Here is a 22,035-nt window from a genome sequence, read left to right on the forward strand (position 1 = left end):
GGCATATTCGCGGTGCCGCATGCTCCGGCCGTATATGCCGCGCCGGAAACCAGCCCGAAGCGGGCGCGGGCTGACAGTATGGAACCATGGGAAGTTTCCTGATCAAGCTCATCGTCAACGCCGTCGCCCTCTGGGTGACGACGCTCATCGTGGCGGGCGTTCGGGTCGACGCGTACGCGCCGGACACCGTGGCCGTCGTCCTGACCTACCTGCTGATCTCGCTGATCTTCGGGTTCGTCAACGGGTTCGTCGGCGGCTTCGTACGCATCGTGGCCTTCCCGCTCTATGTGCTCACCCTCGGGCTGCTGTCGTTCATCGTGAACGGGCTGCTGCTGATGCTGGTGGCCTGGATCTCCGGCCTGCTCGGCTTCGGCCTGGTCGTGGAGAGCTTCTGGTGGGGCGTGCTCGGCGCGTTCGTGCTGGGCGTCTTCAGCTGGCTGTTCGGCCTGCTGGTGCGACCGTTGAACAGAGCCAGCTCTTAAGCAACCCGGCCCGCAGCCTGGGTCACCCGACCCGTTCGGCGCGCCACACGGTCTGCTCGCCGGGCGCGGTGCCCACGATCTCGTCCAGCTGCGCGCGGAACGCGACAAGCCGGGGCTCCGGTGAGACGTCGACGAGACGGGCGGTCTCGCGGTAGCCCGCCAGCTGGTGCGCGGGCAGCGTCTCGGCCGCCGGTACTTCCCGGCCAGCGAAGAGCTCCCGCCGCACGTAGACACGCTGGTCCTCCTGGGCCCTGGGCCCCAGCGCGGGGACGATGTCGTCGGCGTGCTCGACCGCGATCGCCGGCATGCCATCGGGCAGCGGCAGGTCGGTCTCGGGCGCCCCGAAGGTGAGCATCCCCACGGCGCTGACGTCGCCGTTGGAGACCAGCTGGTTGGCGATCAGCCCGCCCTGCGAGTGCGCCACCGGCAGCACCGGGTCACCGGGCTGCACCCCGGCCGCCTGCATGGCCTGCAGCACCGCCCGGTAGGAGCCGGCATCCTGCCCGGCCACGGCCGCGACGTTGGAGGCCATGTCCCACGGCTCGGTCGAGCCGGTCGGGCTCCACTCCACAGTGCCGCCGATGTAGACCAGCCAGGACGGATGCTCCGCGTCGCCGTACCGCTCGATGCGCACCTGGCCGCCGTCGTCCTCGGTGGGGATGCGGTCGGCCAGGTCGGCGAATCCGGTGGGTGGGCTCGGCGGCGCCAACTCGGCTGTCGGGGCGATGCCGGCCGCCGGCTCGGTGGCGAGCCTGTTGCCGGGCCGGGGCGTCGGATCGGCGGCCGGGCCGCGCGGGGGCAGGCCCAGCGGCCCCGGTGCTGAACCGGCGGCGGGGCCCTGCAACGGAACGGCCGCCGGGCCGAACGGTGCGACCGGGACGCCGCCGGTCGCGCCGGCCCCGGCCAGGCCCGCCCGGGCGACCCGGGCCGGGTCATCTGCGCCGCCTGCCCGTCCGGTCGACGAGCCGACCTGGCTGACCCGCACGGGCGTCTCGCGCAGCAGTCCAGCCGCCTGCGCTGCCACGAGCAGGCCGAACGCCGAGGACTGGGCGCCGAGTATCCCGGCACCCTCGTCGCCCACCGCAGCGGCCACCGGGTACGGCACGCCCAGCCGGCCCAGCGCCGCTTCATCGGCCGAGGACACCAACGTCCGCACCAGCGCGACGGTGGCCGGGTTGGTGAGCAGCCGCGGGTTCTCCCGCAGCCAGTCGGTCAGCCAGGGCGGCACCACCGACGGTGTGCGGCCCAGTGCGGCGCTGGACAGCAGCGATCCGACCGCCAGATAGGCCATCGGGGTCGCCGCCCACAGCGCCAGAACCGGCGCCGGAACCCCCAGGGTGTGGGCCATCCAGGCGCCAGTACCCCGCAGCGCGGTGTCCAATCCGTTCTCGAGGCGGCCGTACTCCTCTGCGGCCTGCTCGAGGGCATCGGCCAGCTCCCCGCTCCGGTCGGCGACGGCGTCGATCGCCACCGACGCGCCGAACACGCAGGCGCCCAGGTCATCCGGCTGCCAGGCCGGCGCGGGGCCGACACCCAGCGACCGGACCCGACCGATCTGCCCCCGCCACTGCTCCGCCTCACCCTGCAGCAGGCGCAGTGCGGCCATCTCGGTGAACACCGTGTCGGTGGCCACCCGGATGCCGCCGCCCGACACCATGAGCGCGCCGTCGTTCCCGCCAGGGCCGCCGTCGCCGACCGGGCCTGTCACGGCGCCGCCTTGACCCGGCCGATGGCCTCGTCCACGGCCCACAGCGCGTCGTCCAGGGCGCGCCAGGCGCCGCGCAGGTTGGCGCTCAGCTCACCCAGGACGGCGCCATAGGCCCGCTGCGCCGGTGACCGCCACGCCGGCCCGGTCTCCTGGCCGGCTAGCCGGCGCCCCGAGACCTCCACCGCGTCCCGCACCCCGCGCAAGAGCCACCGCTGTTCACGCAGCCGGGCCAGAGTCTCGGCATCCGGCCCTGTGCTTACATCCGGCCCGCTCACATCTGGCAGGATGCTGCCGCCCGCTGATTCCATCGCACCTCCTCGTTTCGGCCAGACTGCGCCGGTCGGCCGGGAGGGTGGCGGCCGGCGCTGGATCCGGGGGAAAGTTGCCTCTGGGGGGGCGGATGTGGAGGAGGGGAATGTGGAACACAATGGACACATGAATTTTGCGGCGCTCAGTCCAGATGAGTCGACGCCATTCCGGATCATTTTCGTCTGCACCGGCAACATCTGCCGGTCGCCCATGGCCGAGGTGATGTTGCGTGACCTGGTCACGCGCTCCGGACTGGGTCGGCTCATCACGACGAGCTCCGCGGGCACCGGCGACTGGCACGTCGGCGAGCAGGCCGACACCCGCACGGTCTCAGCCTTGGCCAAGCGCGGCTATGACGGCAGCCACCATCGGGCGCGGCAATTCGACGCGGGCTGGTTCGAAGACCTCGACCTCGTCGTGGTGCTGGACAGGTCGCAGGAGCGCATCCTGCGGAACTGGGCGCCCACCGAACGCGACCGCAACAAGGTGCGCCTGCTGCTCAGCTTCGACAGGGACCAGGCGGCCCTGCGGGACGTGCCCGACCCGTACTATTCCGACGATGCGCTGTTTGACTCCGTTTTAGGCATGATTGAGAGAGCCAATTCTGCGCTCTTCGCGCAGCTCGCACCCGCAATCAGACAGGGAGTCCGATGAGTCCTCTACCCCCACAGGTCCTCAGTCCACTCGACGGCCGGTATCAAGCCGCGGTCACCGAACTGGGCGAGCACCTGTCTGAGGCCGGACTGAACCGCGCCAGGGTCAAGGTCGAGGTGGAGTGGCTGATCGCCCTCACCGACCGCAGCCTGTTCGGCTCCGCGCCGCTCAGCATCGTGCAGAAGAAGGGCCTGAAGGCCTTGGTCACCGACTTCGGCCAGGCCGAAATCGATGAACTGGCCACCCTCGAGGCCGTGACCCGGCACGACGTCAAGGCCGTGGAGTACCTCGTGCGCCGCCGCCTGGTGCCGCTGGGCTTAGAGCCGATCAGCGAGCTGACCCACTTCGCCGCCACCAGCGAGGACATCAACAACCTGGCATACGCCCTCACCGTCTCCGCGGCCGTGCGCGAGGTCTGGCTGCCCAAGCTCCGCGCCCTGATCGGGGCCCTCCGCCGCCTGGCCGCCGAGTACCGCGCCGACGCCATGCTCGCCCGCACGCACGGTCAGCCCGCCACCCCCACCACCATGGGCAAGGAACTGGCGGTCTTCGTCTACAGGCTCGAGCGCATCCAGAAGCAGATCGAGGCCAACGAGTACCTCGGCAAGTTCAGCGGCGCCACCGGCACCTTCGCCGCGCACGTCGCCGCGGATCCGGCCGTGGACTGGCCCGCAGTGTCCCGCGAGTTCGTCGAGGGCCTCGGCCTGGGCTGGAACCCGCTGACCACCCAGATCGAGTCGCACGACTGGCAGGCCGAGCTGTACGGAAAGGTGTCGCACGCCAACCGGGTGCTGCACAACCTCGCCACCGACATCTGGACCTACATCTCGATCGGCTACTTCCGTCAGGTGCCCCAGGCCGGCGCGACCGGGTCGTCGACCATGCCGCACAAGATCAACCCGATCCGGTTCGAGAACGCCGAGGCCAACCTCGAACTTTCCAGCGCCCTGCTGGATTCCCTGGCCGCGACCCTGGTCACCTCCCGGTTGCAGCGCGACCTCACCGACTCGACCACCCAGCGCAACATCGGGGTCGGCTTCGGCCACTCGCTGCTCGCGCTGGACAACCTGGTGCGGGGCCTGGGTGAGATCGACCTCGACCGTGACCTGCTCGCGCACGATCTGGACACCAACTGGGAGATCCTCGGCGAGGCCATCCAGACGGTCATCCGCGCCGAGGTCAGCGCCGGCCGGTCCACGATCGCCGACCCGTACGCGCTGCTCAAGGAGCAGACCCGCGGCAAGCGGATCAACCGTGCCGACCTGGTGGCGTTCGTGCAGGACCTCGAGATCGGCGACGCCGCCAAGGCCCGCCTGCTCGAGCTCACCCCGGCGGGCTACGTCGGCCTGGCCGACCCGCTGGTGGACTACCTGGGCTGAGCACGCATCGGCCGGCGGCGAGCCCGGCGCCGGCCGATCAGCTTGTTCACTTCGACAAGAACGAAGATCACCAGGGCCAGGCCCAGCGTGTAGGCCCACTCGCGCAGGCCGATCGGCGTGGAGCTGAACCACACGTTCATCACCGGGGTGTACACGAAGATCAGCTGCAGCACGAGCATCGTGCCCACCGACATCCACACGGCCCGGTTGCCGCGCAGCACGCCCAGTGTGAGGCTCGACGCCCGCAGGAACCGGCAGTTGAACAGGAACACCAGCTGGCTGAGCACCAGCATGGTCACCGCTGTGGTCTGCGCCACCGCTCGGGACGACCCGATCGACTGCTCGTAGAAGAACACCCCGATGGTCGCCGTCGTGATCAGCACAGACACCCAGACCAGTCGGCCGAGGTATTCGGAGTCGAGGACCGACCCGCCCGGCGGGCGCGGTCGGCGCAGCATGATGCCGGGTTCGGCGGGCTCGGTGGCCAGGGCCAACGACAGGGTCACCGCGGTGATCAGGTTGACCCAGAGGATCTGGGTGGGCTGCAACGGCAGCGCAAAGCCGAACAGCACCGCCAGCAGCACCACCAGGGACTGCGCAGCGGTGGTCGGCAGGATGAAGATGATGGATTTCTGCAGGTTGTCCCGAATGCGCCTGCCCTCTTCGACGGCCTTCTGAATGGTGGCGAAGTTGTCGTCGGCCAGCACGATATCGGCGGCCTCCTTGGTCGCCTCCGTGCCCTTGATCCCCATCGCCACACCCACATCCGCCCTGCGGAGCGCCGGGGCGTCGTTGACGCCGTCGCCAGTCATCGCCACGACCTCGCCGTGCGATTGCAGCGCCTTCACGATGCGCAACTTGTGCTCCGGGCTGGTGCGGGCGAACACGTCCACGTCCCGCACGACCTGGGCCAGCTGGTCCTGGGAGAGTTTCTGCAGCTCGCCGCCGGTGAGCACCCGCGCGGCTTCGGTCACGATCCCCATTTCCGTGGCGATCGCCACGGCTGTGCCGTGATGGTCGCCGGTGATCATCTTCACCCGGATGCCGGCGTCGTGCATGATCCGGATGGCCGCGATGGCCTCCGGCCGGGGTGGGTCTACGATGCCGACCACGCCGAGGAACACCAGGCCGTCGTCGATGTCGCCAAGGTGCAGGGAGCCCAGGCCGGCCGGAGCGTCGCCCACGGCCGCCCCGAGGACGCGGAGCCCGGTGGAGCTGAGCTCGTCGACCCGCCGCTCCCAGAGCGCCTCGTCGAGGGGTTCGGGGATGCCTGCGGCATCCAGCTGCAGACTGCACCGCTCCAGCAGCCGGGCTGGTGCCCCCTTCACCAGGATCCGGGCGGGCTCGTCATCCCACCGGTTGAGGGTGGCCATGAACTTGTTGGCCGACTCGAACGGGATCACGGCCAGTCTCTGGGCGCCCGCCGGGTCGAAGCCGGCCTTGTGGCCGAGGGTGCAGAGCGCCCCCTCCGTCGGTTCTCCGACCACCTTCCAGACACCGTCGTCGGCACTGACCCTGGCATCGTTGCAGACAACCATGACCTCTACCAGCCGGGCCAGGTCATCCTGGTCGGCGACCGTCACCAGCCGGCCGTCCAGGATGACGGCGCCGGCCGGGTCGTAGCCGATCCCCCGCACCTCGTACCGGGCCGCGCCGGTGATCACGGCGCGCACCGTCATCTCGTTGCGGGTGAGGGTGCCGGTCTTGTCGGTACAGACCGTGGTCACCGAGCCGAGAGTCTCCACGGCGGTGAGCTTTCGCACGATGGCGTTGTGGGCGGCCATCTGCCGCACACCAAGGGCCAGCGTGATCGTCACCAGGGCCGGGAGCCCCTCCGGCACCGCCGCCACCGCGAAACCGATCGTGGCGGCGAAGAGGTCGGCGAAGCCGCGGTCGTGCACCAGCCGGCCGATCACGAGCATCAGGCCCGAGATGGCAAGGATGCCCAGCGAGATCCGGGTGCTGAAGACGTCCAGCTGGCGAGTCAACGGGGTGGCCAGGGCCTCCGTGTCGGTGACCAGGGTCTGGATGCGTCCGATCTCGGTGGCCGGTCCGGTGGCCGTCACCACCCCCCGGCCGCTGCCCACCGCCACGATCGTTCCCGAGTACAACATGCAGTGCCGGTCGCCGAGTCCGGCGTCTGCGGCGACGGCGGCGACGTCCTTGCCGGCCGGAACGGATTCCCCGGTGAGCGCGGACTCCTCGACCCTGAGGTTGGTGCCCTCGATCAGGCGCAGGTCGGCGGGCACCTTGTCGCCGGACTTCACCCGCACGATGTCGCCGGGCACGAGGGTGGCCGCGTCGGTGTTCACCCAGTGGCCTCCCCGGCGGGTTTTCGCGTTCAGCGACAGCATCCGGCGGATGCCGTCGAGCGCCTTCTCCGCCCGGCCCTCCTGCAGGAACCCGATCACCGCGTTGATCACGGCCACCGCCAGGATCACCGACGCGTCGACCCAGTCGCCGAACACCACCGTGAGCACGGCCGAACCGAGCAGCACGTAGATGAGCACGTCGTTGAAGTGGCCGAGGAAGCGCAGCACCGGATTCTGCTTGGCTACAACGGGCAGGGCGTTCGCCCCGTACCGGGCCAGCCGTTCGGCAGCCTCCGACTCGTCGAGACCGTGCCGGCTGGTCTGCAGCTCGGCGCACACCTCGTCGACGCTGCGGGCGTACGGCCGGGCGGGGATCGCCGGCACGGCGGCCCGCGCACGGCCCTCGGTGGTCATAGCTGCCCCCTCAGGGGAAGGAACACCGGGAACAGGACCACGATGGTTCCATTAAAGCACCGGGCCGGCGCGAGACTGGGGGCTAATGGCCCTTGTTGTCGCCGTTCTGGTTCTGTTCGTCCAGGTCGCTCTTCTCGGCCGCGTTCGGCTTCATGCCCAGGGCGAGCATCGCGATGACGACCAGGGCGATGATGAAGGTGATTCCCAGCGCGATCGACGACAGCGCCCAGTTGCGGGTGGCCAGCAGGATGGTGAGACCGACGAAGAGGCCCATCACGGCGGAGATGGCGACCAGCTCAACGGGCTTGAGGATCTCGCTCCTGGTGGGCTTGTGCGGGGTGTTCTGGGTCACGGGGTGTCCGAATCTGTGGGGGAAGAAGCCAGGTCGCGCCGCGCATCCACGGGCGCTGAGGAGAGGGAGACACCGGCGATGACCAGGTACACCCCGGTGATCACCAGGTAGGCGCCGAGCAGGCCCACCGCGACGACGGCGTTCGGCGGCAGGAGCAGGAACACCAGGGCCAGCACCGCGGTGAGAGCACCGACGACCAGCCAGTCGCGGGCGACCTGGCCGCGTCCGTGCACCCGGATGCCCGAGTACAGCTCCAGGAAACCGGTGACCGCCGCCCACACCGAGACGATGTAGAGGAAGAAGCCCAGCCCGCCGGCGTTCAGGGCGAGCGCGAGCACGCCGGCGAGAACGCCGACGGCGCCCTGAATGGCGAAAATGCTGCGGTCACTCCGGTCGGTGACGGTCGGCCAGCTGAGCAGCCCGGTGACTAGACCGTTGACCAGCGCGAAGGCACCGAACACCAGGAGCCCGAACTCGGCGGAGTGGTCGGCGTTGAACGTGATCACGGCCGCCGGCACGAACGCCACGACGGCGCGCGCGACGGGCACGGTCCAGTACCGGGCACCGATGACGGCTCCTACCGGGGCATGCGCCACGCGGGCACCTCTTTCGTCGCAGGGAGTCCTCCCAGTCTACGCGGCGCATCTGACCGGGTTCGGTGCCCGCACGTAGCGGGCCGGGGCATCCGCGACTACCGTCAGGCTCGACAAAGGGGTTCATGGTGGTCACATCGAATGTTCCGGCCGGCAGCGTGCGGGTCAGTCCCGGCGAGGACGCGGACGCGTTGGCGGACCTGCTCGCGCGGGCGCCCGGCGACGTGCCCGGCTTTCTCAGCAGCCGCTCCGGCCTGCCGGGGCCGCGGGCCAACCTGCCCCTTGCCGACGCCTTCGCCGCAACGGCGCCGGCCGAGCTGATCTGGAGCCTGGCCGACTCCCCCGACGAGTACCTGGCCTTCTGCGGTGCAGAGGGGCTCGGCCGGCTCGCTCTCGCTGCCCCGGACCGGCCCGAGGCTCTCACGGCCCTCCGCCGCGCAGCAGCCGACGACCGCTGGCGGGTGCGGGAGGGCGCCGCCCGGGCAGTGCAGCTGGTCGGCGATGCCGACCCGGCCCTGATGCACACCATCGTCGAGGACTGGTCGGCAGCGCGGGATGCGTGGCTGGCCCGGGCTGCTGTGGCCGCGATCTGCGAGCCCCGGCTGCTGACCGGCTCCGACGCCCAGGCCCTCGCCCTGCAGGTCTGCGACCGGGCCACGACCCTGCTGCTCGCCGGTGAACCGCCGGAGGCCGACCCGGTACGCTCCCGCGAGGCGCACCGGGTGCTGCGCCAGGCCCTGGGTTACGGCTGGAGCGTGGCGATCGCTGCGAGTCCGAAGGCCGGCCTTGCCACGTTCCACGGACTGAGCGCCAGCGACAACCCGGATGCCCGGTGGGTCGTGCGGTCGAACCTCACCAAGGCGCGACTACGGTCGGTGCTCGCCGAGCGCAACCTCTGGGGCACGCTCGGCTGAGCCGCGCCGTCACAGGGCGTTGACCGCGCCGAGCACCTTGGTGAGCGAGTCCTTGGCGTCGCCGAACAGCAGCGTGGTCTTCGGGTCGAAGAGCAACTCGTTCTCGATACCGGCGAACCCGGGGCGCATCGACCGTTTGAGGAAGACGATCTGGCGGCCGTCCTCGACCTCCAGGATCGGCATCCCGTAGATTGGCGACCCCGGGCTGGTCTTCGCGGCCGGGTTGACCACGTCGTTCGCGCCGACCACGAGCACCACGTCGGTGTTCTTGAACTCGGGGTTGACCTCGGCCATCTCCTTGAGCGATTCGTAGGGCACGTTGGCCTCGGCGAGCAGCACGTTCATGTGACCGGGCATCCGCCCGGCGACGGGATGGATGGCGAAGTCCACGTCGACGCCGCGCGCCTCGAGGGTCGTGGCGAGTTCGGCGATGGTGTGCTGGCCCTGGGCGACGGCCAGGCCGTAGCCGGGCACGATCACGACCCGCTGCGCGTAGGCGAGCATCACGGCCACGTCCTCGGCGTTGGAGGACCGAACCGGGCGGTCGCTCTGCACCGTGGAGCCGGCCGTCGAGCCGCCGCGGAAGGCGCCGAACATGATGCCGCTGACACCGCGGCCCATGGCGGAGGCCATGGCGCGGGTGAGGATGGTACCGCTGGCGCCGACGAGGGTGCCGGCGACCACGAGCAGCACGTTGTCCAGCACCACACCGGATGCGGCGACGGCGAGACCGGTGAAGGCGTTGAGCAGTGAGATCACGATCGGCACGTCGGCGCCGCCGACGGGCAGCACCAGCAGCAGGCCGAGGATCAGGCCGAGCACCAGCAGCAGCACCGCCCAGCCGGCCGAACCGGTGGCAACGACGAAACCGCCCACAACGAGCGCGGCCACGGCGGCCAGCGTCATGACCCACTTCATGCCGGGGAACACCACGGGCCTGGTGGTGATCAGTTCCTGCAGCTTGGCCACGGTGATCGCGGAACCGGCGAACGAGACCGCACCGACGAGCATGGTGAACACCACGGCGACGAGCACCCAGGGGCCGTCGCTGTGGCCGAGTTCGAGCATCGCGACCAGCGCCGCGGCGCCACCGCCGACGCCGTTGAACAAGGCGACAAGTTGGGGCATCTGGGTCATCTGCACCCGGCGGGAGATGGGCGCCGCGATCGCGGATCCTATTGCGATCGCGAGCAGGATCAGCGGGATGTTGTCGAGTTTGGCCGACAGGAACACCGTGATCACGGCGAGCGTCGCACCGGCGGCGCCGATCAGGTTGCCGCGCCTGGCGGTCTTGGGCGAGCTCAGGCCCTTGAGGGCGAGGATGAAGCAGATGGCAGCGACCAGGTACAGCAGTGCGGTCCACTCGGCACTCAGGATGCTCATTTGGTGGTGTCCTTCGGGGTGGCGGCGGGCTTGCGTCCGCGGAACATGCCGAGCATCCGGTCGGTGACGACGAAGCCGCCGACGAGGTTGGCGGTGGCGAGAGCGACGGCGAGAAGGGCGAGCGCGATCAACCACGGGTCGTCAAGCTGGCCGGCGACGATGATCGCACCGATCAGGATGATGCCGTGGATGGCGTTGGCGCCGCTCATCAGGGGGGTGTGCAGGGTGCTGGACACCTTGGAGACCACCTCGAAGCCGACGAAAACGGTCAGCACGATGACCGTCAGGAGGGTAATCGGATCCATCAGTGTGTTCCTTCCAGCGCGGCAGCGGTCGGTGCGTGACGCACCACACCGTCGGCGGTGAGACAGGCGCCGGCGATGACCTCGTCGGTGAAGTCGGGGACGACCTGGCCGTCTTTTGTCATCAGGGCGAGCAGGTTGGCCACGTTCTTGGCGTAGAGGCGCGACGCGTCCGAGGCCATCGCAGAGGCGGCGTCCTGCATGCCGACCAGGGTGACGAAGCCGTCACCGGCCGTGGTGGGCACCAGCTGGTCGACGCCGGGCTGCACGCCCTCGACGTTGCCGCCGGTTTCGGCGGCGAGGTCGATGACCACGGAGCCGGCCGGCATGGCCGCGACCATCTGGCGGGTCACCAGGAGCGGGGCGGGGCGGCCGGGAATCGCGGCGGTGGTGATGAGCACATCCGCTTTGGCCACGTGCGGAGCCAGGAGTTTGCGCTGGCGCACGGCACGGTCCTCGGCCAGTTCGCCGGCGTACCCGCCGGCGCCCTCGACGGCGGCGAGGTCGAGCGTGATGAACGTGCCGCCCATCGAGGTGACCTCGTCGGCCGAGGCCGGGCGCACGTCATAGGCGGACACGCGGGCGCCGAGCCGTTTGGCGGTGCCGATGGCCTGCAGCCCGGCGACACCGGCGCCGAGCACGAGCACCCGGGCCGGCGGGATGGTGCCGGCCGCGGTCATGTAGAGCGGGAAGAACCGGGGGAAGCGGATGGTGGCCTCGAGCACGGCGCGGTAACCGGCGACCAGGGCCTGGGAGGTGAGCGCGTCCATCGACTGGGCCCGGGAGATGCGCGGCACCAGCTCGAGGGCGAAAGCGGTGACCTTCGCGGCGGCCAGGGCGGCCACGGTGGGCAGTTCGGAGGCCGGCGAGGCCAGGCCCACCGTGATGAGGCCGGCCGGCAGCGTGGCGGCCAGCTCCGGGCTCAGCGGGCGCACGTGGCAGAGCACGTCGACCGCGGTGGCGTCGAAGTCCGGGGCGAGCTGCGCGCCGGCCTTCTGGTAGGCCGCGTCCGAGTAGCCGGAGGCCAGTCCTGCGCCGGCTTCGACGGTGACGTCGACCCCGAGGCCGATGAGCTGGGTCACCGTTTCCGGTGTTGCCGCGACACGTTTTTCGCCGTTTCGGCGTTCACGCCCAATGCCAACTTTCACGAGCAACCACTCCTTTGACGCATCTTCCACCGGACAAGCGCAAACGGGGTCGTTCGCGCGTCCCAGGGCGATCTCACTTCGTAGCGTACCGTCGGGCTCCCCCGGCCCCCGGCGATTATCAGGGCCCAAAGACCCAGCCCAGTTAGCCAAGGGTGGCTCACAGAGCCTGCCTGACAGGCGGGGCCATCCCCGCTGTCAGGCCTTTATCGTCGGTTGCCGAAGCGGGCCACTGGCTCTGAGTTGCGTCTGGTGGGCCCAGAGTCGAGGCTCGGTACCTGCGACACGTGAGCACACACCCCCCAAACGCGACAGACTGAGGACGTGACCCGTCTTTCCTTCGATCCGTCGAGACTTGGTCGCGGGCTCGCATTCGCCTCGGCGATCGATGATCTGAGTGCTGCGCTTGATCGGAGCAGCACCGTGGTCGTCAGTGCGCCGCCGGGCACGGGAAAGACCACACTCGTGCCGCCCATCCTCGCCGATCGGGTTCCGGGTCGTGTGATCGTCACTCAGCCCCGCCGGGTCGCTGCCCGCGCTGCCGCCCGACGACTCGCGCAGTTGGACGAATCCTCTCTCGGCTCTCGCGTCGGATACACCGTCCGTGGCGCACATCAGGTGAGTCCGTCCACCCTGATCGAGTTCGTTACCGCCGGCGTGCTTCTGCGCCGACTGCTCGATGACCCTGGTCTCGACGGGATCGATGCGGTCATCATCGACGAAGTGCACGAACGGGCTTTGGAGACGGACCTGCTGATCGGGCTACTCGGCGAGGTCCGCGAGCTGCGCGACGACCTCGTTCTCATCGCGATGTCCGCGACCCTCGACGCCGAGAGGTTCGCGACAATTCTCGGTACGGATGCGTGCCCGGCCCCGATCGTGACCCAGAGCGCACCGGCCCATCCGCTCGAGGTGCGCTGGGCGCCCTCTCCCTCACCTCGACTGGATGAGCGGGGGGTCACCTGGGCGTTCCTCGACCACGTCGCGAGCACCGCGGTTGCCGCACACCGCACCCTCGTGCGCACCGATCCGGCCGCCGATGCTCTGGTCTTCGCGCCGGGTGCGCGTGAGGTCTCCGAGATCGCCGGACGCATCCGTTCTCTCGCCGCGGAGTTCGACGTGCGGGAACTGCACGGCCAGATCCCCGCTGCAGAGCAGGATGCGGTGATCAGTGGGCGGAGCCCCGGTGCTGCGGCACGGATCATCGTCACGACGTCACTGGCCGAATCATCTCTGACCGTGCCCGGCGTACGCCTGGTCGTCGACACCTGCCTGTCTCGTGCTCCGCAGCGGGATGCTGCGCGCGGCATGAGCGGTCTCGTCACCGGCCCGACGCCCAAGGCCTCCGCCGTCCAGCGCTCGGGGCGCGCCACCCGGCAGGGGCCTGGCGTCGTGGTCCGCTGCGTCGACGAGCGCACCTTCGCCACGGCACCGTCGCACGCTGCCCCCGAGATCCAGGCGGCAGATCTCACCGATGCAGCCCTGCTCCTCGCCTGCTGGGGCGCCCCAAGTGGCGTGGGCCTGCGGCTGGTCGATCCGCTCCCGTCTGGCAGCCTGGACGAGGCCCTCGCCGCGCTGCGTGGGCTCGGCGCGATCGATGCCGCTGAACGCGCCACCGACGAAGGGCGAGCGCTCGCCCGCGTCCCGACGGCTCCGCGCCTCGCCCACGCACTGCGCGCCGGGAGTGCCCTGGTCGGCGGGCGCACAGCGGCCGAGGTCATCGCGCTGCTCACAGGTGACCTCCGCGTTCACGACGGAGACGCCCAGGCCACCCTCAACGCGCTACGCACTGGACGAAGCCCGGATGCCCGCCGATGGGAGCAGGACGTCCGCCGTCTCCAGCGCTTCGCCGGGGCGAATGACACGGCGCGAGGAGGCGCTGATCAGACCGGACTGATCATCGCGCTCGCCTTTCCCGCGTGGATCGCCCGCCGCGTCGATCAATCGCCCAACGGTGCAACCTTTCTTCTCGCCTCCGGCACCCGTGCCGGGATCACCGGTCAGCTCGCGAGTGCCGACTGGTTGGCGGTGGCGGACGTCACTCGGGCAGAGGGACGAGCGGCCGCAGGAACCGGAGCACTCATCCGCTCTGCCGCCATCATCTCCGAGAAGCAGGCGGAGCAGGTGGCGCCCCATCTCTGCACAGACCGGGTCGAAGCACGGTTCGTGGACGGGCGCGTCGTGGCCCGCCGCGAACGTCGGATCGGTGCGATCATTCGCTCGTCCGTGCCGGTGCGCGTACCGGCGGACGAGGGCGGACGGGATGCCGTCCGCCGTGCCGTCACAGCGCACGGCCTCGGAGTGTTCATCTGGTCAGACGCCGCGGACGCTCTGCGGCGTCGCCTCGCGCTGCTGCATCGCGAGCTCGGATCGCCCTGGCCGGATGTCTCAGACACCGTTCTGCTCGCTACGCTCGATGCCTGGCTCGGCCCCGAGCTGTCAGACCTGGCCGCCGGCATTTCGGCCGCGCGCATCGACCTTGCCCCTGCACTCCGCCGTACTCTGCCCTGGCCCGCCGCGGTCGACCTTGACGCTCTGGTTCCGGAGCGGCTCCGGGTTCCCAGCGGTTCGCATGTCCGTCTCAGCTACCCACCCGCCGATGATTCGTCGGCTCGTCCCGTTGTGGCTGTGAAACTCCAGGAATGCTTCGGATGGGCAGAGACCCCACGAATCGTCGGAGGACAAGTGCCGGTGTTGTTCCACTTGCTTTCCCCCGCCGGGCATCCCCTTGCCGTGACCGACGACCTCGCATCCTTCTGGGCAGGTCCGTACTCGCAGGTACGAGCGGAGATGCGCGGACGCTACCCGAAGCACCCCTGGCCGGAGGACCCCTGGTCCGCCGTACCCACCCGGCACACCACGCGCCGCGCTGCCCTGGGCTAGGGCCGCGACACACCCTGCGGTCAGCTGACATGAAGATTCCACGCCTACTTGCAATTGGATTTTCCTTGTGAGCCACAAAACATCACAAACCAAAGGACTGTAACGTGTATAGCAACGATATTCATGATCGCTTATGGAGTATCCCGGGGGCGGCAGGCCAAAACGCCTCGTTAGCCACGACCGAGTCGCCGTTGCCACCAGACGATCGTACTCACCACAAATTCGGACAGAGCCACCCGACATAGGCCGCCGCTGGTTTGACTCCAAGGCTGAGGCGCTTGTCCGCGGAAGAGCTTGAGGGACACCCCGCAGTGAGCGGCGAGCCTCCGTACGCCAAGGCCGTAGATTACGTCCAGACTCTCCTCGTCGAAGGCGGGGTGACTCGATAGCTCGATAAGCCCAAGCTACTACTTCACATCACGACGAAGAAATGACATTGCACCAACCGTCAGGATCAAGAAGATCCATACGACTGAAAAAGTCGCCGCTAGAGGTCGGTCCAGAGCGGCCCCATCCTGGAACCCGATCTCACTGACATCGAACCCGAATGCGGACAGCATCGTTGGAAGAGGGAACCATACGGCGCCAGCCTTCCAGAAAATCGCGACCACCGTAGCGACCGCGAGAGTCACGGGAGCGACAAACAGAGCCAAGAGATGCTGTTGGACCACGAGCCCGACTCCGAGGCCCCAAATGCCGGCGGCAGCACCGACAGCAGCTGACGCTGCGGTAGTTGGCCAGTCAACATTGGTACCGCCCATCGAGACCGCGAGGGCCACGTGACCACCGACTATAGTACTCAAGGCAACGAGCGCTCCTCCAAGAGCTGCGGCCGGAACCCTCGCCGCCAGGGTAGCCCACCGCGGCTGCAGCGTGAGCCGTTGCGCCACAACACCGTTTCGCCTGTCGACCGTGTAGCGGAAGGAACCGTAGATTGCTGCAAGGACTGCACCGTAGGTTGCCATCACAGTTTCGAACGGAGCGAGGAACTCTTGACGAGCACTACCCGGAGCGTCCGAGAAGTCCGTCGGGACACTTGTCGCCAACGAGAGCGCCATCACGAAAGCTGCGCCGACCACCGATAGGAGAACTACATCCCCTGCAAGGCTTCGCGCCTGAGCACGAAAGGCTTGGGTGGCCATCATGCGACGCGCCGACGTCCCACGAGCCAAGCGATCAGCACCAATCCGACGGTCCAAACACCTGCAATTCCCGCGGCGGAAGCGAACTCAAGGAGACGGTCCTTAAACTCCGGGACGCTCAACGCGGCGATTGCCATGCCTGGCGAAAAGCGCGCGACCTCGGGTGCCGTCCCAAGGAGCGCAAACTCCACGCCAATCGGGAACGCGAGGACGACCGCTGCGCCGACGTAATAGTTGCGTGAGATCCATCCCACGGACGCACCGACGAAAGCGCCCAGAATTACGCCAAGGAGCGCACCAGCATAGATCCGCAGTCCTGCCTCATCGATACTAAGTGCGAGCCCTCCTTGCTTGAGAATGAAGAACACGACTACGGTCCAGATCGCGAACATGCACAGCGCGAGAGCGACGGCTGTGATCAACCCAGCAACCATCTTGCCCCAGAAGGCTCGGCGGTATCCAAGTTCGGTGAGGGTTGTTGTACGTCTCGCGGGGTGACGATGTAGGCGTCGTCGCCGGTGACGATGTGTTTTAGCGCGACCGGATTTGGTGTCTGCTCGTCGGCGGCGTCAGGCTGACGATGTCCGGATAGACGAAGGGCCCGGCGTGCGATCTTTGCGGATCACGCCGGGCCATTCTGACGCGTAAAGGCGCGCTGATGCTCACGGTAAGTCATGATTCTGTTGTTGTCGAGTTGGACCTGCGGGTCGGGCGCGTGGTCTGCCCGGATTGTGGTGGCCGATTACGTCCGTGGGGGTGGGCCCGGGCGCGTGTGATCCGCGATGGCCTCGTCACGGATTGGGCTTGTCGTCGCCTTCGCCCGCGCAGGTCGAGGTGCGCGGTCTGCGGCGGCACGCATGTGCTGCTCGAGGTGCGGTTGGCCGTGCGGCGGGCCGATGCGGCCGAGGTGATCGCGGCGGCGGTCGAGGCGAGGACAGTGCTGGGTTGGGGCCACCGGAAGATTGCCGCGGGCTGCGGCAGGCCGGTCTCGACGGTCCGTGGTTGGTTGCGCGCTTTCGCCGCCTCGGCCGGTGCGATCGGCGAGCGGTTCACGGGGTTGTTGGTGCGGGACGCTCCCGATTCGGTGGTGCTGTGGCCCAAACCGGCCGGCACCGCTCGGGGTGAGGCGTTGTCGGTGTTGATGGCGTATGCGGAGGGACTGGGGCGTCGGTTTGCCGCGACCGTCACGGTGACGTGGATCCAGGCGGGTATCGCTACGACGAACGGGCGGCTGTTTTGCTCGAGCTGGTGGGCTGGCGCTCCCAACACCAACAGGCCCTTATGCCAGACCGGGGCGGCGGGAAGGGTGGCAGGAGCGCCTGCCATATCCCTGTGATGGGCGTCTTCACTGTTTGAGAGGACCTTTCATGCCCGCAACACCGCCGACCCTCCCTCCGACGCTGCCACCGGCAGTGCCGCGGGTTTCCCCGGCACGCCCTGCCGTGTCTTTGCTCGTGCCGGCCGGGTCACCGTCGGAAACGGCAGTGCGCCGCGACCGGACGGAGAAGATCGCCCTGTTCCGGTATCAGCTCATCCGCGCTGCCGCCGATGCCAGCGTCACGACGCGGCAGCGCGGTCCGATGGTGCGGGACCTCGCGGCGATGGTGCATCCGGGGCCGTTTGGCGGCACGGTGACGGTTTCTAAAGACACCATCGACCGGTGGATTCGGGCCTGGCGGGCCGGCGGGTTCGACGCGTTGAAACCCCGCGGCCGCGCCCAGGGCGCCGTGACGCCGGCGCAGATCCTGTCCTTGGCCGCGACCCTGAAACGCGAGCGGCCCGCCCGCACCTCAGCGCAGGTGCGCCGCATCATGATCGATACCCTCGGCGACGCACCTTCCGAGTCGACGTTGCTGCGGCACTTCCGCACGCTGGAACTCCCGACCGGAGTCCGCGAGGTCTTCGGCCGGTTCGAAGCGGACTACCCCAACGAAATGTGGGTCGGTGACGGCCTCCACGGCCCCCGGATCAACGGGCGGAAAACGTATCTGTTCGCGTTCCTCGATGACCACACCCGCCTCGTCACCGCGGCCCGGTGGGCCTACGCCGAAGACTCCGTCCGCCTCACGGCGGCCCTCCGCCCGGCGTTGGAATCCCGCGGTATTCCGGGCACGATCTATGTCGACAACGGGAGCGCTTTTGTTGATGAGTCCCTCTCTCGGACCTGCGCACGCCTGGGAATACGGTTGACGCATTCGAAGCCGTATCGTCCGCAGGGCCGCGGGAAGATCGAGCGGTTCTTCAACACCGTCAACTCGCAGTTCCTCACCGAGATCACCGTCGTCGACACCGCGACCGGCGTCGTCGATGCCGGGGTGGGCAGCATGGTGACGTCATTGGATGAGTTGAATGCGTTGTTCAGCTCGTGGGTGGAGATGGTTTACCACCAGGCCACACACTCCACGACGGGGCAAACACCTTTGCAACGCTGGGACGCCAGCTGGGCCGGCCGCAAACCGGTGCGGAAATCGCGGGACGAGATCGCGGAAGCGTTCCGGTGGTCGACGATCCGCACCGTGACGAAGTCCGCGACGGTGTCGTTGCAATCCAACACTTACCAGGTTGATCAGCTCCTCGTCGGCAAACGGGTGGAGCTGGTCTATGACCCCTTCGACCTCGCCGGGCTGATCACCGTCTCCGCCGGCAACGGCGTCCCGGCCGGCATCGCCGTCTTGAGCGAGATCCGGCGGCACGTGCATAAAAAGGCCGCCACGGCCGCTGCCGACAGCATCGAGACCGGTGCGAAGAACGCCGTCTCCGGCATTGACTACCTCCGCCTGGTCGAGACCCGTCACAAGGGCACCATGGCGGGCGAGCCGATCAGTTTCGTCAAAGCGTCCACCTCGAAACGGGCCGCGGTCGTCTTCGTGCCGAGCGTCCAGGAGGCCGTCCGATGAGTATTGACACCCTGCAATCGCACTACGGTTTCACCCGCATGCCCTTCGCCCGGGACATTCCGCCGCAAGCCTTGCACCCGCACCCTTCGCACCGGGAAGCGATTGCCCGCATCGATTGGTGCGTCAGTCAACGCCAACTCGGCGTGATCAGCGGTGAAGTCGGCGCCGGGAAAACCATCGCCGTTCGCGCTGCCCTCGCTCAACTGGAGCCCTCCCGGCACCAGGTGATCTACATTCCCGATCCGACGATCACGATGCGCGGCATTCATACTCGCATCGTCACCGCGCTCGGCGGCACCCCCGCGTTCTTCTCCGGAGTGCTCGCCTCGCAAACTGCGGCGCTGCTCGCCGGGGAGCTCGACGAACGCGCCCGCCTGCCCGTGGTCGTGATCGATGAAGCACACCTGCTCACCAACACCGATTTGGAAGCCCTTCGCATGCTCACCAACAGCGATATGGACACGGGCTCGCACTTCGCGATGCTGCTCATCGGCCAGCCGACGCTGCGGCGCAGGCTCAAGCTCGCGGTGCTCTCGGCGCTGGATCAACGCATCTCCACGCGCTACACAATCACCGGGATGAACGCAGGCGACACCACGGATTACGTCCGTCAGCACTTGAAGTTCGCGGGCCGGTCCGACCCGCTCTTCTCCGACGACGCGATCCATGCCATCCACCTCGCATCGCGCGGTTATCCGCGGGCGGTGAACAACCTCGCCGTTGCCGCTTTGATCGCGACCTACGCCGCCGATAAAGCGATCGTCGACCTGGCCGCCGCGCAATCGGCGATCACCGAGAACAGCGAGTGAGCCCGCGTCACGGCTGACGACCACCACGTCACCATCCTGACGAAAGCCCTGCCGGAATCCTCCGGCGGGGCTTTTTCATGACCCGGCATCGTCACCAGAGATGACGCCGACATCGTCAAATAACGCGACGGGCGACAAGGGTGCGGTCCATCGACTCGTAGTAGTACTCGCGGGTGACCGTATACGCCCCCACGAACGAGGCGGTGATGAAGGACCATGCCAGTGGCTGGAGTAGTTGGGCTGTCGCGGCCCCGGCGCTCAACCCGTCCAGGTCGGTGAGGGAGTGGTCGGAGGTGAGCACTACGACGGGGACAATGATCGCGAGGAGATACACCGCTGAGAGGGAGAGCCCACTGACAGAGCGCAGCGATTCGCTTCGGATTGCCGAGATCACGCGACACCTTCTTCCACGAGGTCAAAATACTTGTTCTCGAGCGAGTCGCCTTCGCGGGACACGAGGTCCCCCAGCTTTCCCGCGAAAAGAGCTCGGCGTTTGATGACGACGACTTCGTCGACGACCTGTTCGAGTTCCGCAAGTTGGTGGCTAGAGATCAGGACTGTTCCTCCGCTCTCCGCGAAGTCACGGAGGTAACGCCGGAGCCAGCGGATGCCATCTGGTGGCGAGTAGCGCTTGGTGGTAGCGGTGTTCTGTCGACTTGGTATGTGATGTCTCAGCTCTGTGTTTACAACCTGTCTCACGACGTTGTTGTCACCATGTGTCAGGACCTTCTTTACGGGATGTCTCACGACCCTGATTACAGGTTCGGCGGTCAAGGAAGCACGCCCTGAACGTGGTTTTTGATAATTGGGAGTGCCTAGATCCCTTTCTCCCGCCGTCCGCCGCCAGATCATTGAATACGACCCGCTTGCCGCCGACGGGCCCAGCGTTACCGAGTTCTGCCAAAGACTGAACATCAGCCGTCCGTCGTTTTACAACATCCGGCGACGATTCCTCCGTGAGGGCAATACGGCGCTGAATCCGCGCTCGTCAGCGCCGCTGAACCCGGTGCGGACCTTTGACCAGAAGACCACCGAGATCGTTCTGAGGATCCGCGCCCGACTGAAGAAGGAAGGATGGGACAACGGGCCCAAATCAATCTGGTTCACCGGGATCGACACCGGCGAATTCGCTTCTCCCATCCCGTCGGTGGCGACGATCGCCCGCATCCTCGCTTCATCCGGCGTCACGAACGCGAACCCGCGGAAACGGCCACGGACGGCCTGGCTTCGGTTCTCCCGTGCCGCGGCGATGGAGATGTGGCAGCTGGACGCGTTCGAGTACCGTCTCGCCGACGCGCAGGGCCCGAATGCGCTGGGCACCAAGGTCACCGTCTACCAGCTGCTGGACGACTCCACCCGCTTCGACGTCGGCACGATGTGCTTCGCCACTCCGGAGAACAGCACCGACGCCATCATCACGCTTCGTTCCGCCATCACCGACCACGGGGTTCCGAAAGAACTACTCAGCGACAACGGGACTGCGTTCAACCAGGCCCGACGCGGCAACATCTCCGCCACCGAACGGTTCCTCGCCGACCGGGGCTGTCTGGGCATCACCGGGCGCGGAAGCCACCCCCAGACCCAGGGGAAGAACGAACGCAGCCACCAAACGATCTTGCGGTTCCTCGATGCCAACGCCCCCGATACCCTGGAGCAGCTCACCGCCCTGATCATTGCTTACCGCGCCTATTACAACTACCGCCGACGGCACCAGGCGCTGCCCGGATCGATGACACCCGGGCAGGCCTGGGACGCCGCGGAACACCGCCCCGCCGATGGCACCCCGATTAGCCACGACGTGCTTCAGGCGCGAGCGGATTCGTACCGGGACAAATCCCTCGCCGATCAGTCGGGCGTAGCTGTCTTTGGAGGTGTCGATCTGAGGGAGACAACGATTCCCGCCGAGCCTGGCGCGCAGCAGGTGCCGCATGGTGGCCGGTTGCGCGATTCCTCGGACCACGTCGTCATCACGCGAGCCAACCCGCAGTTCTACTTCCACGGCCTCCGAATCAAGGTCCCGACGACGTTGGTCGGGACCTACCAAGTCGTGACCACCGAGACCGAATTCGCTATGTTCGACGCGTTCAGTGGAGTCGAGAGCATCTACTTCCCACTGCCCATGCGCACCGACGCCGCCCAAGAACCCTTCCCGCTCTGGCAAATCGAGGGAGCGAAAATCCGCGACCCGAAACCAGCCTGGCTCCACAAACATCAGACCTACGAGAAGGAGCATTTTCCGGCGGATCGTGACTACACGTCCTTGCCGACTTCGTCGGCCGGGCAGTTGCGCCGGCTGTAATCAACGTCGTGCGATTGGTTGTACATAACGTGGCGACACAGGTTGTAAACAACGTCAT

At 67.9% G+C, this 22,035-nt stretch carries 21 protein-coding genes; 9 read left to right on the forward strand and 12 right to left on the reverse strand.

The genetic code is table 11. The features are described from left to right. Positions 1 to 86: 86 nt before the first annotated feature. Positions 87 to 482, forward strand: a complete 396-nt coding sequence (locus BJQ95_RS19145) for a phage holin family protein (RefSeq protein WP_130176366.1) — start codon at positions 87 to 89, stop codon at positions 480 to 482. Between the two features lie 22 nt (positions 483 to 504). On the opposite strand, the gene BJQ95_RS19150 is transcribed toward BJQ95_RS19145, so the two are convergent. Then, positions 505 to 2,190, reverse strand: a complete 1,686-nt coding sequence (locus tag BJQ95_RS19150; protein WP_130176367.1) for a hypothetical protein — start codon at positions 2,188 to 2,190, stop codon at positions 505 to 507. Further along, positions 2,187 to 2,498, reverse strand: a complete 312-nt coding sequence (locus BJQ95_RS19155; protein ID WP_130176368.1) for a hypothetical protein — start codon at positions 2,496 to 2,498, stop codon at positions 2,187 to 2,189. Before BJQ95_RS19155 ends, BJQ95_RS19150 begins: the two co-directional genes overlap by 4 nt. A gap of 127 nt (positions 2,499 to 2,625) precedes the next feature. Between BJQ95_RS19155 and BJQ95_RS19160 the strand changes: the two genes are divergently transcribed. Both BJQ95_RS19160 and purB read left to right on the forward strand, forming a co-directional pair. Further along, positions 2,626 to 3,153 carry a low molecular weight protein-tyrosine-phosphatase gene (locus tag BJQ95_RS19160; RefSeq protein WP_130176369.1) on the forward strand — a complete coding sequence of 176 codons (528 nt, stop codon included), beginning with the start codon at positions 2,626 to 2,628 and terminating at the stop codon, positions 3,151 to 3,153. Continuing rightward, a complete protein-coding gene (gene purB / locus BJQ95_RS19165; protein WP_130176370.1) occupies positions 3,150 to 4,532 on the forward strand; it encodes an adenylosuccinate lyase in 1,383 nt (460 codons plus the stop codon). Before BJQ95_RS19160 ends, purB begins: the two co-directional genes overlap by 4 nt. On the opposite strand, the gene BJQ95_RS19170 is transcribed toward purB, so the two are convergent. The 3 genes from BJQ95_RS19170 to BJQ95_RS19180 all read right to left on the reverse strand — a co-directional run bounded on the left by BJQ95_RS19170 (position 4,520) and on the right by BJQ95_RS19180 (position 8,206). Then, positions 4,520 to 7,258: an HAD-IC family P-type ATPase gene (locus BJQ95_RS19170; protein WP_130176371.1), complete on the reverse strand. Its 2,739-nt coding sequence runs from the start codon at positions 7,256 to 7,258 to the stop codon at positions 4,520 to 4,522. The two genes, purB and BJQ95_RS19170, sit on opposite strands and share 13 nt — an antisense overlap. A gap of 82 nt (positions 7,259 to 7,340) precedes the next feature. Then, the gene (locus BJQ95_RS19175) at positions 7,341 to 7,610 is read right to left on the reverse strand and encodes a hypothetical protein (RefSeq protein WP_130176372.1); all 270 of its coding nucleotides are present in this window, start codon (positions 7,608 to 7,610) and stop codon (positions 7,341 to 7,343) included. After that, on the reverse strand, positions 7,607 to 8,206 hold the full coding sequence (locus BJQ95_RS19180) for a DUF308 domain-containing protein (RefSeq protein ID WP_130176373.1): 600 nt from the start codon (positions 8,204 to 8,206) through the stop codon (positions 7,607 to 7,609). Before BJQ95_RS19180 ends, BJQ95_RS19175 begins: the two co-directional genes overlap by 4 nt. Positions 8,207 to 8,328: 122 nt before the next feature. Here BJQ95_RS19180 and BJQ95_RS19185 point away from each other — a divergent pair, with 122 nt between their 5' ends. Further along, positions 8,329 to 9,117, forward strand: a complete 789-nt coding sequence (locus BJQ95_RS19185) for a HEAT repeat domain-containing protein (protein ID WP_205750029.1) — start codon at positions 8,329 to 8,331, stop codon at positions 9,115 to 9,117. 9 nt (positions 9,118 to 9,126) lie between these two features. Here the strand turns inward: BJQ95_RS19185 and BJQ95_RS19190 are convergent, their stop codons facing one another. From BJQ95_RS19190 to BJQ95_RS19200, 3 genes are read right to left on the reverse strand one after another with little or no spacing between them, the layout of a single operon-like run. Next, positions 9,127 to 10,500 (reverse strand): NAD(P)(+) transhydrogenase (Re/Si-specific) subunit beta, encoded by a 1,374-nt coding sequence (locus BJQ95_RS19190; RefSeq protein ID WP_130176374.1) that lies wholly within the window; start codon positions 10,498 to 10,500, stop codon positions 9,127 to 9,129. Beyond that, positions 10,497 to 10,805, reverse strand: a complete 309-nt coding sequence (locus BJQ95_RS19195) for an NAD(P) transhydrogenase subunit alpha (RefSeq protein WP_130176375.1) — start codon at positions 10,803 to 10,805, stop codon at positions 10,497 to 10,499. Before BJQ95_RS19195 ends, BJQ95_RS19190 begins: the two co-directional genes overlap by 4 nt. Next, the gene (locus BJQ95_RS19200; RefSeq protein WP_130176376.1) at positions 10,805 to 11,950 is read right to left on the reverse strand and encodes a Re/Si-specific NAD(P)(+) transhydrogenase subunit alpha; all 1,146 of its coding nucleotides are present in this window, start codon (positions 11,948 to 11,950) and stop codon (positions 10,805 to 10,807) included. Before BJQ95_RS19200 ends, BJQ95_RS19195 begins: the two co-directional genes overlap by 1 nt. Before the next feature lie 321 nt (positions 11,951 to 12,271). Between BJQ95_RS19200 and hrpB the strand changes: the two genes are divergently transcribed. Further along, the gene (gene hrpB / locus BJQ95_RS19205; protein WP_130176377.1) at positions 12,272 to 14,830 is read left to right on the forward strand and encodes an ATP-dependent helicase HrpB; all 2,559 of its coding nucleotides are present in this window, start codon (positions 12,272 to 12,274) and stop codon (positions 14,828 to 14,830) included. 407 nt (positions 14,831 to 15,237) lie between these two features. Here hrpB and BJQ95_RS19210 read toward each other — a convergent pair whose 3' ends face one another. Then, on the reverse strand, positions 15,238 to 15,795 hold the full coding sequence (locus tag BJQ95_RS19210) for a hypothetical protein (RefSeq protein WP_256041468.1): 558 nt from the start codon (positions 15,793 to 15,795) through the stop codon (positions 15,238 to 15,240). 176 nt (positions 15,796 to 15,971) lie between these two features. Continuing rightward, positions 15,972 to 16,394 carry a hypothetical protein gene (locus tag BJQ95_RS19215; RefSeq protein ID WP_130176378.1) on the reverse strand — a complete coding sequence of 141 codons (423 nt, stop codon included), beginning with the start codon at positions 16,392 to 16,394 and terminating at the stop codon, positions 15,972 to 15,974. Between the two features lie 437 nt (positions 16,395 to 16,831). Here BJQ95_RS19215 and BJQ95_RS19220 point away from each other — a divergent pair, with 437 nt between their 5' ends. From BJQ95_RS19220 to BJQ95_RS19230, 3 genes are all read left to right on the forward strand, one after another. Then, the gene (locus BJQ95_RS19220; RefSeq protein WP_205750046.1) at positions 16,832 to 17,308 is read left to right on the forward strand and encodes a hypothetical protein; all 477 of its coding nucleotides are present in this window, start codon (positions 16,832 to 16,834) and stop codon (positions 17,306 to 17,308) included. A 148-nt stretch (positions 17,309 to 17,456) separates the two neighbouring features. Beyond that, entirely contained in the window at positions 17,457 to 18,869 is a 1,413-nt protein-coding gene (locus BJQ95_RS19225; protein ID WP_165384866.1) for a DDE-type integrase/transposase/recombinase, read from the forward strand. Further along, positions 18,866 to 19,678: an ExeA family protein gene (locus tag BJQ95_RS19230; RefSeq protein WP_130176659.1), complete on the forward strand. Its 813-nt coding sequence runs from the start codon at positions 18,866 to 18,868 to the stop codon at positions 19,676 to 19,678. Before BJQ95_RS19225 ends, BJQ95_RS19230 begins: the two co-directional genes overlap by 4 nt. Before the next feature lie 115 nt (positions 19,679 to 19,793). Here the strand turns inward: BJQ95_RS19230 and BJQ95_RS19235 are convergent, their stop codons facing one another. Further along, on the reverse strand, positions 19,794 to 20,072 hold the full coding sequence (locus tag BJQ95_RS19235; RefSeq protein WP_130178137.1) for a hypothetical protein: 279 nt from the start codon (positions 20,070 to 20,072) through the stop codon (positions 19,794 to 19,796). After that, positions 20,069 to 20,452 carry a hypothetical protein gene (locus BJQ95_RS19240; protein ID WP_256041469.1) on the reverse strand — a complete coding sequence of 128 codons (384 nt, stop codon included), beginning with the start codon at positions 20,450 to 20,452 and terminating at the stop codon, positions 20,069 to 20,071. Before BJQ95_RS19240 ends, BJQ95_RS19235 begins: the two co-directional genes overlap by 4 nt. Before the next feature lie 37 nt (positions 20,453 to 20,489). Between BJQ95_RS19240 and BJQ95_RS19245 the strand changes: the two genes are divergently transcribed. Next, positions 20,490 to 21,977 (forward strand): integrase core domain-containing protein, encoded by a 1,488-nt coding sequence (locus BJQ95_RS19245; protein ID WP_240694581.1) that lies wholly within the window; start codon positions 20,490 to 20,492, stop codon positions 21,975 to 21,977. Positions 21,978 to 22,035: the final 58 nt, after the last annotated feature.

This window comes from Cryobacterium sp. SO1 (assembly GCF_004210215.2).
Taxonomy (GTDB): Bacteria; Actinomycetota; Actinomycetes; order Actinomycetales; family Microbacteriaceae; genus Cryobacterium.

Excerpts from the sequence above, each read along its gene's own strand:
- BJQ95_RS19145 (WP_130176366.1), top strand. The coding sequence starts at position 87 with ATGGGAAGTTTCCTGATCAAGCTCATCGTCAACGCCGTCGCCCTCTGG.
- BJQ95_RS19155 (WP_130176368.1), bottom strand. The coding sequence starts at position 2,498 with ATGGAATCAGCGGGCGGCAGCATCCTGCCAGATGTGAGCGGGCCGGAT.
- BJQ95_RS19160 (WP_130176369.1), top strand. The coding sequence starts at position 2,626 with ATGAATTTTGCGGCGCTCAGTCCAGATGAGTCGACGCCATTCCGGATC.
- purB (WP_130176370.1), top strand. The coding sequence starts at position 3,150 with ATGAGTCCTCTACCCCCACAGGTCCTCAGTCCACTCGACGGCCGGTAT.
- BJQ95_RS19170 (WP_130176371.1), bottom strand. The coding sequence starts at position 7,258 with ATGACCACCGAGGGCCGTGCGCGGGCCGCCGTGCCGGCGATCCCCGCC.
- BJQ95_RS19185 (WP_205750029.1), top strand. The coding sequence starts at position 8,329 with ATGGTGGTCACATCGAATGTTCCGGCCGGCAGCGTGCGGGTCAGTCCC.
- BJQ95_RS19190 (WP_130176374.1), bottom strand. The coding sequence starts at position 10,500 with ATGAGCATCCTGAGTGCCGAGTGGACCGCACTGCTGTACCTGGTCGCT.
- BJQ95_RS19195 (WP_130176375.1), bottom strand. The coding sequence starts at position 10,805 with ATGGATCCGATTACCCTCCTGACGGTCATCGTGCTGACCGTTTTCGTC.
- BJQ95_RS19210 (WP_256041468.1), bottom strand. The coding sequence starts at position 15,795 with ATGGCAACCTACGGTGCAGTCCTTGCAGCAATCTACGGTTCCTTCCGC.
- BJQ95_RS19230 (WP_130176659.1), top strand. The coding sequence starts at position 18,866 with ATGAGTATTGACACCCTGCAATCGCACTACGGTTTCACCCGCATGCCC.